Here is a 9651-nt window from a genome sequence, read left to right as displayed (position 1 = left end):
CTCTGGGCTCTCTGGGCTCTCTGGGCTCTCTGGGTCGACTTGGCTTTTGGCCAAGTCGACCCAGACCTCCCCGACGCCACATTCTCGAATGGCAGAGAGATCCTGAGGCTCGGTCAGCAGGAAGCTGCCGCGCCAGAATGAGTGTCGAACCCAAGAGCAGGCGAGCTTGTGGATGTACATGCCGAGACGAAGCTCGGATACGGGAATGCGTTTTACCAACTTATTTTCCTTTCTGAGTTGGGTGGTTAGGCGTGCGCCGAGGCTGGCACCCAGCGGTAGAGCGGAGGTAAGGTCACGCCAAGATTCTTGGATCAGCCGGAACCGCCGAAATTTCCGTCAGCCGATCAACATGGCTTTGTCTCGCGCTCGGTCGATGCGTTCCTGCATCGCCTGCATGACTTCTTCGTGGGTGTACGACTTGGCGTTGGGGTCGTCGGCCTCTCGGAGAGCTTCCTCGACCTCGCGGGTCATCCGCGCATATTCTTCCGGCCACAGCGCTTGCTCCATGCGCAGCGACGCCTGCCCAAGCAGGTGCAGCAGGCCGAACAGCCGCATGTCATTGGTGGCGACGACGTGCTCTCGAATCCGCTCCTGGATCACCTCGCAGGCCCGATGCGCCTCTGGCGTCGCCGTGCCCTCGTAGCCGGCTGGGAGTTCTGCTTCTTCAGCGATTCGCGCCCAAGCGATAGCCAGCGCCTCGATGGTGGACAGGTTCATTTGCTCATCCACTTGCGCAGCAGACGCTTTTTCAGGGAGGCGCGCTCTTGCGGATTGCGTCCCTTGTGGTTGGCAATGCGATCCGCCGTGGCGGCCTGGCGCTTGATGGGCCAGTAGGAGCGGCCATCCTTACCCATCGACCAGACGTTGCTGACCTGGTTTTCCAGTAGAGGCAGATGGGCGCATAGAGCTTCCGGCGACGCGCTGGCCAGCGCGGTGCGCTCGTGGGTTCGCCAGCGCTGATGCCAGAGTTTCTTGTCCTCGCGCTCGCTACGGCAGGTCGTGTGCCCAACGATGGGCGTTTTGCGGCGGCTGCGGCTCATGATGTGGTTGTCTCCAAGAACATTCAGGACAGGCTTTCTGGGTAGAGCGCCGTCACCGGGACAGGGTTTCTTGCACTTGTTCCAGCGAGGTCATCAGATGATCAACCTGATCCTGAAGATCCACGGCGAGATCAAATAGCTCAGCCACTCGGCTGCGTGATCCCTCGTTGAACGCGGCCATTGCCAGTTGATGCAGCTTCAACAGGTCGGTGCGCAGTTGCGGAGGTGCGCCGTCTGCGCTGTCATTCAAATCGCCGCGCAGCACGTCCACGGCATCGACTGCACGCAGCAGTGCCGTGGTATCGAAATTCTCGGGAGTCAGTTCGTCCCATTCGTCGTCGGTGATGCGGGCTGCCATCAGGAGAGCTCCGATTAAGCGGTTGCGAGCGTTAGATGCCCGATCGGCTCGGCTGCTGGCCGTACCTTGATTTCGATGTCGTAGCCGAGGCGATTCAGACAATCCATCAGCTTGCGTTCGGATAGATTGGTGAAGTCGCCGCGCATCATGCCCGACACCTTCGGTTGCGGGATGCCCATGCGTTTGGCCGCCGCTTGTTGAGTCAGCCCAAGGGCGCGCATGGCCCTCCTGATCTCGACCACCAGGCCGGTCTTGATCTTGAGCTTTTCAGCGTCAGGCAGTCCAAGGTCGGCAAAGACGTTGCCCGAGCTGCGCTGAACCTCGACGCCTTCAATGATTCGTTTTTGCATTTCGTAGCTCCTGTGCCAATACCTCGGCCACCTTCAGCCGAGCGCGGATGATGTCCATGTCGGCCTTTGGCGTGGCGATTCCGCTCTTGCTCTTCTTCTGGAAGCAGTGCAGGACGAACACCGCTTCCGCAAACTTGACCGTGTATACCGCTCGATAGGTGCCGCCGGCATCGTCTTCGACGACCTCCAGCACGCCGGCACCACCGAACCCCTTGAGCACCTTTGCTGCGTCATCCTGATCGCCTATCTGCGCCAACGAGAGCGCGTAACCGAAACGGCGACGCACGTCGGACGGCAACGCCATCAAATCCTTGTGGCTGCTCGCGATCCATTCGAGCGGTTTTTCTTTGTTTGTCATGACGGAATTTTATACCTGTTCAGGTAATGATGTAAACGCGGCAACCTCAAGGAGGTGTCGTAAAACATTTGTTTTGCGACAGGCTGTCAGCCGCCGCTGTGCTACCTGTGCAACACCCCCTCAAAAATGTACGGAAAACTCTATCGCTATTCACTATTATGCGGAAACCTGTTTTTGATGGTTATCCGCCTATGTTGGTTGGCTACATGCGCGTGTCGTCGGACTCCGACCGCCAGAGCACGGACTTGCAGCGCGACGCGCTGCTCGCCGCCGGCGTCGATCCGCGTCACCTGTTTGAGGATCGTGCCTCTGGCGCGAAGGATGACCGTGCCGGCTTGGCGCGGGCGCTTGAGTTCGTTCGAGCCGGCGATGTGCTGGTGGTGTGGAAACTCGACCGGCTCGGTCGCTCGCTGTCGCACCTGCTCGCCATTGTGACTTCGCTCAAGGACAAGCGGGTGGCGTTCCGCTCGCTGACAGAGAACCTGGACACTACGACGCCCTCGGGCGAATTCCTGTTCCAGGTGTTCGGTGCGCTCGCGCAGTACGAGCGCGCCTTGATTCAGGAGCGCGTCGTCGCGGGCTTGGCCGCCGCACGCAAACGCGGCCGGATCGGCGGCCGGCCGCAGGCGATCACTGGTGAGAAGCTGGACGCCATCGTCGCCGCGCTCGATGGCGGCATGTCTAAGGCGGCGGTGTGCCGCAACTTCAATGTCAAGCGCACTACGTTGATCGAAACATTGACGCGAGCAGGTTGGCGTGGTGCGGGAAGGACGGTCGATGAGCAACAAGAATAAGCTACTCACCGTCTTTTCTGACGCAGAGCAGGAAGCCTTGTACGGCCTACCGGACTTCGACGATGCTCAGCGGCTGGAATACCTGGCGTTGGCCGAATCTGAACTGGCGTTCGCCAGCAGCCGGCCTAGCCTGCAGGCCCAAGTCTATTGCGTCTTGCAGATCGGCTACTTCAAGGCCAAGCATGCTTTCTTCCGCTTCGATTGGCATGAGGTCGAGGACGATTGCGCCTTCGTGCTGAGTCGCTATTTCCACGGCGAAGCGTTCGAACGCAAGGCGATCACCAAGCATGAGCACTACAGCCAGAGGGGTCAGATCGCCGAACTGTTCGGCTACCGGTCGTGGGCGGCTAGCTTCCTGCCGCAACTGGCACAGCAGGCTGAACAGATCGTGCGGCGCGACGTAATGCCAGGATTCGTGGCCGCCGAACTGATCGTTTGGCTCAGCGAGCACAAAATCATCCGGCCCGGCCACACCACCTTACAAGAGCTGGTCAGTGAAGCCCTGTCCACCGAACGCAGGCGCTTGGGCGGCTTGCTGGCAGAAGTGTTGGACGAATCGGCCAAAGCTGCGCTGGGCCAGCTCCTGGTGCGTGACGACACCCTGTCTCAACTGGCAGCGCTCAAGCAGGACGCTAAAGATTTCGGCTGGCGTCAGATGGCAGGGGAGCGCGAGAAGCGCGCCACGCTGAAGTCCTTGCACGGGATCGCCAAGGCGCTGCTGCCCAAGCTCGGCATCTCGCAGCAGAACCTGCTGTACTACGCGAGCCTGGCGAACTTCTATACCGTCCATGACCTGCGCCACCTGAAGGCGGAGCAGACCCGGCTCTACCTGCTGTGCTATGCCTGGGTACGTTACCGGCAGCTCACCGACAACCTGGTCGACGCGATGGCCTTCCACATGAAAAAACTTGAGGACGAGAGCCGCACGGGTGCGAAACAGTCCTTTGTCGCCGAACAGCTGCGACGCCATCAGGAAACGCCGCAGGTTGGCCGCCTGCTGTCGCTGTACGTGGACGACAGCGTGGCCGATCCGACGCCGTTCGGCGAGGTGCGCCAACGCGCCTACAAAATCATGTCCAGGGAATTGCTGCAAAACACGGCGCAGCGCATGAGCGTCAAGCCACTGAACAAACTGGCGCTGCACTGGCAGGCGGTGGACGGCCTGGCCGAACGCATTCGACGCCATCTACGGCCGCTGTACGTCGCGCTCGACTTCGCCGGCACGGCCCCCGATAACCCATGGCTCGCGGCGCTGACTTGGGCCAAGAGCGTGTTCGCCAAGCAGCAGCGCCTATCACAACGGCCACTCGACGAATGTCCGGCGGCAACGCTGCCGAAACGCTTGCGTCCGTACCTGCTGATGTTCGATGCCGAAGGCACGCCGACAGGCCTGCATGCCGATCGTTACGAATTCTGGCTTTACCGTCAGGTCAGGAAACGCTTCCAGGCGGGCGAGCTCTACATTGACGATAGCTTGCAGCACCGGCATTTGTCCGACGAGTTGGTTTCGATGGACGAGAAAGCCGCCGTGCTCGCGCAGATGGACATCCCCTTCCTGCGGCAGCCGGTCAGTGCCCAGCTCGATGCACTGGCGACCGAGTTGCGTGCGCAATGGGTGGCGTTCAATCGCGAGCTGAAACAGGGCAAGCTGACGCACCTGGAATACGACAAGGACACGCAGAGACTGACCTGGCGCAAGCCCAAGGGGGAGAACCAGAAGGCGCGCGAGCAAGCTCTCTACGAGCAACTGCCATACTGCGATGTCGCCGACGTGTTTCGCTTCGTCAACGGCCAGTGCCAGTTCCTGTCGGCGCTGACACCATTGCAGCCACGCTATGCGAAGAAGGTAGCCGACGCCGACAGTCTGATGGCGGTGATCATTGCCCAAGCCATGAACCACGGCAACCAGGTTATGGCACGTACCAGCGACATCCCGTACCACGTCCTGGAGAGTACCTACCAGCAGTACCTGCGCCAGGCGACGCTACATGTGGCCAACGATTGCATCAGCAACGCCATCGCCGCACTGCCGATCTTCCCGCATTACTCGTTCGACCTCGATTCGTTGTACGGTGCCGTTGATGGGCAGAAATTCGGCGTCGAGCGACCAACTGTGAAGGCGCGCTACTCGCGCAAATATTTCGGCCGCGGCAAGGGCGTCGTCGCCTACACGCTGCTGTGCAATCACGTGCCGTTGAACGGCTACCTGATAGGCGCACACGAGTACGAGGCTCACCACGTGTTCGACATCTGGTACCGCAACACGTCGGACATCGTGCCGAGCGCGATCACCGGCGACATGCACAGCATCAACAAGGCCAACTTCGCCATCCTGCACTGGTTCGGACTTCGTTTCGAGCCGCGCTTCACCGACCTCGACGACCAGTTGCAGGAGCTGTATTGCGCCGATGATCTGGCATTGTACGAGAAATGCCTGATCCGGCCGGCTGGCCAGATCGACCGGCAACTCATCGTCGGTGAGAAGGCGAACATCGACCGAATCGTCGCCACACTGGGCCTGAAGGAAATGACGCAGGGCACGCTGATCCGCAAGCTGTGCACCTATACGGCGCCGAACCCGACGCGGCGCGCAATCTTCGAGTTCGACAAGCTCATCCGCAGTATCTACACACTGCGCTACCTGCGCGACCCGCAACTGGAGCGTAATGTTCACCGCTCGCAGAACCGCATTGAGTCCTATCACCAGCTACGCTCGACCATCGCCCAAGTCGGTGGGAAGAAGGAATTGACCGGCCGCACCGACATCGAAATCGAGATCAGCAACCAGTGCGCCAGGCTGATCGGCAACGCGATCATCTTCTACAACTCGGCGATCCTGTCCCTGCTGCTGACGAAGTACGAGGCAGCTGGCAATGCCAAGGCGCTGGCGTTGATCACGCAGATGTCGCCAGCGGCCTGGCGGCACATCCTGCTGAACGGGCATTACACCTTCCAGACTGACGGCAAGTTCATCGACCTGGATGCGCTCGTGGCGGGACTGGAGCTGGGCTGACGGAAATTTCTGGGATTCCGGCGTACAACCCCGTAAAATAGAAGAGTGAGCACTTGATTTGCTGGTGCTTTCAAACAACGGTGTTGTTTTTTTAACAGCCGAACTGGAAAGGGAGGCTGAGCTGCTCAGTGATCACTTTATCCGTTGGCTGATTTACGCCGGCATGTTCGCTACAGGCACTGAACGACAACGCAGATGGTATGGTCTGTGCGTTCTGACTCGTCAAGGATCGGCCAATGGATCGTTTGTCTAATTTGCTCTCGCGGTTCGGCGTGCGGGCCAATCTGTTCTATGACGGCGACCTATGCGGCTCTGCATCTTACGATGGCGCCGAGCGGCGAGGTTATATCCATCTGCTTCAGGCCGGCAGCGTGACGTTGCTTGGTCCCGATCGCAAGGATTTGCAGCTCACTCGCCCTAGCTTGATTTTTATGCCACGCCCCGCCAAGCATCAATTGTTTGCGGGTGAGTCCGATGGCGCAAAGTTGTTGTGTGCTTCCATGGAGTTTGAGGGCGGAATTGATAATCCTTTGTCGGCTTCATTACCGGACTGTTTGGTGCTCGCACTCGATGATCTGCCCATGCTGGCAGACACGTTGGAGTGGATGTTTGCCGAGGCGGCAAATGTGCATTGTGGAAGGGAAGCCGCGCTTGAGCGCTTATTTGAGCTCCTAATCATTCTGTTGCTCCGTTACCTGCTCGATCATCACCAGTTGCGCACCGGAATGATGGCTGGACTGGCCGACATGCGGCTTGCCCGATCGCTTTTACAGATGCACAACTCCCCGGAACATGCCTGGTCAATAGCAGAGCTGGCCAGTGAGTCAAATATGTCACGCGCTGCGTATGCCGTGCATTTCAAGAGTGTCATCGGACAGACGCCTGCTGATTATTTGTTGAGTTGGCGAGTTAGCCTGGCTCAGAAGCTGATGCGAGAAGGGCGCTCGATTACGCTGATTGCAGCTCAAGTCGGCTACGAAAGTCCTTCGGCGCTGTCTCGCGCATTTAGACGCAAGACGGGGTTGAGCCCTCGTGACTGGTTGAAAGATCTGGCGGGGGAAAATGATGGCAAAAAGGCCTAAGGCATTACTGCCTTAAGCCATTGAAAAAATTATGCATTAATTTTACGTTTTTCCAGTTCAACCAGCGAATGGCCTGCCACAAATATCGAAACAGCAAGCAACCCTAAGTCTTTAAGCAGAAACTGACCTGGCGCAACGGAAATCGCCGGAAACCCTAAACTAGGCTCAATGACGCCCGGAGTGGAAAACATAAAGCTAAGGGTTGTGAAGAACAGGCCTGCAGACAGAGCGCCTCCTACCACGGATAGTTTGGGCGACAGCATGCGGCCTGCGATCAGAGTGCCGATCGAAATCTCTAGTATGCCGAGCAGGCTGGAGAACATGTCGACCGAAAAAATGCTATACACCCATCCCAAAAGCGGGCTGTTGCTCACCAGTGGAACCAGGCCCTCGGCCTCGTAGTGGGTAAATTTCATGCCGCCGAACCAGAAGTAAATAATAGCGAGAGCCAAGTACGCGCCATAGATACCTAGCCCCATAGTTTTGGTTCCAAGCGTTAAGTGGGCCTGTACGCTGGACTTCGAGTTTTCAATGCCTATGGTTTTCATGTCTGAGCTTCCAGTAGTGAGTGAGAGTGTGTTGGCTGCCGAACGCCGTATGCGTTGGCGATGAGATGATTATGGCTGGCATCTCTAATCAAGAGGCATCAGAAAGTATTGATTTCAGTGCAGATCGTCTTGGGCGGTGCAATTCGCGATGAAGGGATCGCCGTGGAGAGCGATGAGTGCACTATTTCGATAAAGGAGTCGTTTTACATAGGTCGATGAAGGAGTCGCCTCAGAAAACGGAAAATAAAGCACGCTAAGGCGTAGTTCCCTCGGGCTACACCGCGTCCGCACTGCGCGGTTCTTTCTTCCCTTGCAGTGACGCAATCAGCGGGCAGGAAACGTTCCCCTTCCGCGCATGGCAGGCGCACACCAAATCAGACAGCACGGCCTCCATGCGCGCCAGGTCAGCCATCCTCTCGCGCACGTCCTTGAGCTTGTGCTCGGCCAGGCTGCTGGCTTCCTCGCAATGGGTGCCATCCTCCAGCCGCAGCAGCTCGGCGATCTCATCCAGGCTGAAGCCCAACCGCTGGGCTGATTTCACGAAGCGCACCCGCGTTACATCCGTCTCGCCATAGCGGCGAATGCTGCCGTAAGGCTTGTCCGGTTCCGGGAGCAAGCCCTTGCGCTGATAGAACCGGATGGTCTCCACATTGACCCCGGCCGTCCTGGCGAAAACGCCAATGGTCAGGTTCTCCAAATTGTTTTCCATATCGCTTGACTCCGTACATAACTACGGAAGTAAGCTTAAGCTATCCAATTCAGATTCGAAAGGACAAACGTATGTCTGAACCTCAAAACGGGCGCGGCGCGCTCTTCACTGGCGGGCTGGCCGCCATCCTCGCCTCGGCTTGCTGCCTCGGGCCGCTGGTTCTGATCGCCTTGGGGTTCAGCGGCGCTTGGATCGGCAACTTGACGGTGTTGGAACCCTATCGCCCCATCTTTATCGGCGTGGCGCTGGTGGCGTTGTTCTTCGCCTGGCGGCGCATCTACCGGCCGTCAGCCGCCTGCAAACCGGGTGAGGTTTGCGCGATTCCCCAAGTGCGAGCTACTTACAAGCTCATTTTCTGGGGCGTGGCCGTGCTGGTTTTGGTCGCGCTCGGATTTCCCTACGTCGTGCCATTTTTCTATTGATCACAGGAGTTCACCATGAAAAAGCTGCTTTCCGCCCTTGCCCTCGCTGCCGTTGTTGCCCCCGTGTGGGCCGCCACCCAGACCGTTACGCTGTCCGTACCGGGCATGACCTGCTCGGCCTGTCCGATCACTGTCAAGAAGGCGATTTCCAAGGTCGATGGCGTCAGTAAAGTTGACGTGACCTTCGAGACGCGCGAAGCGGTGGTCACCTTCGATGATGCCAAGACCAGCGTGCAGAAACTGACCAAGGCTACCGAGGATGCGGGCTACCCATCATCAGTCAAGAACTGATCATGAAAGACCCGAAGACACTGCTGCGGGTCAGCATCATTGGCACAACCCTCGTGGCGCTGTGTTGCTTCACCCCTGTTCTGGTCATTTTGCTCGGTGTGGTCGGCTTGTCCGCGCTGACCGGCTATCTGGACTATGTGCTGCTGCCTGCGCTGGCGATTTTCATCGGCTTGACCATCTACGCCATCCAACGAAAACGCCAAGCCGATGCCTGCTGCACCCCGAAATTCAATGGAGTAAAAAAATGACCGAAATCACCGTGAATGGCATGACCTGCACATCCTGCGCCACCCATGTCAAAGATGCTTTGGAAAAGATTCCCGGCGTGAATGCCGCTGTGGTGTCCTATCCAGAAAGCCGCGCGCAAGTCATGGCAGACACCGCCGTGAGCCACAACCAACTGCTGGCCGCCATCGCCGCATTGGGTTATCAAGGCTCGATCCGGGTTGGTGATTTCAAAGATGAACCAAAAATCCGTGATGCACTTGAGGGCGCCGGTTTGCATATCGCCATCATTGGCAGCGGCGGGGCCGCGATGGCGGCGGCGCTGAAGGCCGTCGAGCAAGGCGCGACGGTCACGCTGATCGAACGCGGCACCATCGGCGGCACCTGCGTCAATATCGGCTGTGTGCCGTCCAAGATCATGATCCGCGCTGCCCATATTGCCCATCTGCGCCGGGAAAGTC

At 58.5% G+C, this 9651-nt stretch carries 14 protein-coding genes and 1 pseudogene; 7 read left to right on the top strand and 8 right to left on the bottom strand.

Annotation, left to right across the window (positions count from 1 at the left end):
• From BM198_RS29150 to BM198_RS29125, 6 genes and pseudogenes are all read right to left on the bottom strand, one after another.
• The coding region (locus BM198_RS29150) for a DUF3391 domain-containing protein (RefSeq protein WP_074974284.1) at positions 1-219 on the bottom strand (219 nt) is incomplete at its 3' end.
• 117 nt (positions 220-336) lie between these two features.
• Positions 337-717, bottom strand: coding sequence for a hypothetical protein (locus BM198_RS29145; RefSeq protein WP_001054412.1), 381 nt, complete (start codon positions 715-717; stop codon positions 337-339).
• A complete protein-coding gene (locus BM198_RS29140) occupies positions 714-1040 on the bottom strand; it encodes a hypothetical protein (RefSeq protein WP_000091614.1) in 327 nt (108 codons plus the stop codon). Before BM198_RS29140 ends, BM198_RS29145 begins: the two co-directional genes overlap by 4 nt.
• Positions 1041-1063: 23 nt before the next feature.
• Positions 1064-1398, bottom strand: a pseudogene (locus BM198_RS29135) (transposase).
• A gap of 14 nt (positions 1399-1412) precedes the next feature.
• Positions 1413-1748 (bottom strand): helix-turn-helix domain-containing protein, encoded by a 336-nt coding sequence (locus BM198_RS29130; RefSeq protein ID WP_001172026.1) that lies wholly within the window; start codon positions 1746-1748, stop codon positions 1413-1415.
• Positions 1729-2106 carry a type II toxin-antitoxin system RelE/ParE family toxin gene (locus tag BM198_RS29125; protein WP_003151133.1) on the bottom strand — a complete coding sequence of 126 codons (378 nt, stop codon included), beginning with the start codon at positions 2104-2106 and terminating at the stop codon, positions 1729-1731. Before BM198_RS29125 ends, BM198_RS29130 begins: the two co-directional genes overlap by 20 nt.
• A gap of 191 nt (positions 2107-2297) precedes the next feature.
• On the opposite strand from BM198_RS29125, the gene BM198_RS29120 reads away from it, so the two are divergent.
• From BM198_RS29120 to BM198_RS29110, 3 genes are all read left to right on the top strand, one after another.
• On the top strand, positions 2298-2900 hold the full coding sequence (locus BM198_RS29120; RefSeq protein WP_010465829.1) for a recombinase family protein: 603 nt from the start codon (positions 2298-2300) through the stop codon (positions 2898-2900).
• Positions 2884-5913, top strand: a complete 3030-nt coding sequence (locus BM198_RS29115; protein ID WP_024015041.1) for a Tn3 family transposase — start codon at positions 2884-2886, stop codon at positions 5911-5913. Before BM198_RS29120 ends, BM198_RS29115 begins: the two co-directional genes overlap by 17 nt.
• A gap of 236 nt (positions 5914-6149) precedes the next feature.
• Positions 6150-6995: an AraC family transcriptional regulator gene (locus BM198_RS29110; RefSeq protein WP_003464995.1), complete on the top strand. Its 846-nt coding sequence runs from the start codon at positions 6150-6152 to the stop codon at positions 6993-6995.
• A 29-nt stretch (positions 6996-7024) separates the two neighbouring features.
• Here BM198_RS29110 and BM198_RS29105 read toward each other — a convergent pair whose 3' ends face one another.
• Positions 7025-7543, bottom strand: coding sequence for a YkgB family protein (locus tag BM198_RS29105; RefSeq protein WP_003464991.1), 519 nt, complete (start codon positions 7541-7543; stop codon positions 7025-7027).
• A gap of 274 nt (positions 7544-7817) precedes the next feature.
• Positions 7818-8252 (bottom strand): Hg(II)-responsive transcriptional regulator, encoded by a 435-nt coding sequence (gene merR / locus BM198_RS29100; protein WP_000429838.1) that lies wholly within the window; start codon positions 8250-8252, stop codon positions 7818-7820.
• 71 nt (positions 8253-8323) lie between these two features.
• Here merR and merT point away from each other — a divergent pair, with 71 nt between their 5' ends.
• The 4 genes from merT to BM198_RS29080 all read left to right on the top strand — a co-directional run.
• Positions 8324-8674: a mercuric ion transporter MerT gene (gene merT, locus BM198_RS29095; RefSeq protein WP_001294667.1), complete on the top strand. Its 351-nt coding sequence runs from the start codon at positions 8324-8326 to the stop codon at positions 8672-8674.
• A 15-nt stretch (positions 8675-8689) separates the two neighbouring features.
• Complete coding sequence (merP, locus tag BM198_RS29090) at positions 8690-8965, top strand: mercury resistance system periplasmic binding protein MerP (protein WP_000735441.1); 276 nt, start codon at positions 8690-8692, stop codon at positions 8963-8965.
• A 2-nt stretch (positions 8966-8967) separates the two neighbouring features.
• On the top strand, positions 8968-9213 hold the full coding sequence (gene merF / locus BM198_RS29085; protein WP_000654684.1) for a mercury resistance system transport protein MerF: 246 nt from the start codon (positions 8968-8970) through the stop codon (positions 9211-9213).
• The coding region (locus tag BM198_RS29080) for a cation transporter (protein ID WP_167368500.1) at positions 9210-9651 on the top strand (442 nt) is incomplete at its 3' end. The genes merF and BM198_RS29080, both read left to right, overlap by 4 nt.

The organism is Metapseudomonas otitidis (assembly GCF_900111835.1).
GTDB classification, from domain to species: domain Bacteria; phylum Pseudomonadota; class Gammaproteobacteria; order Pseudomonadales; family Pseudomonadaceae; genus Metapseudomonas; species Metapseudomonas otitidis.
This window is presented reverse-complemented; position numbering and strand designations above follow the sequence as displayed.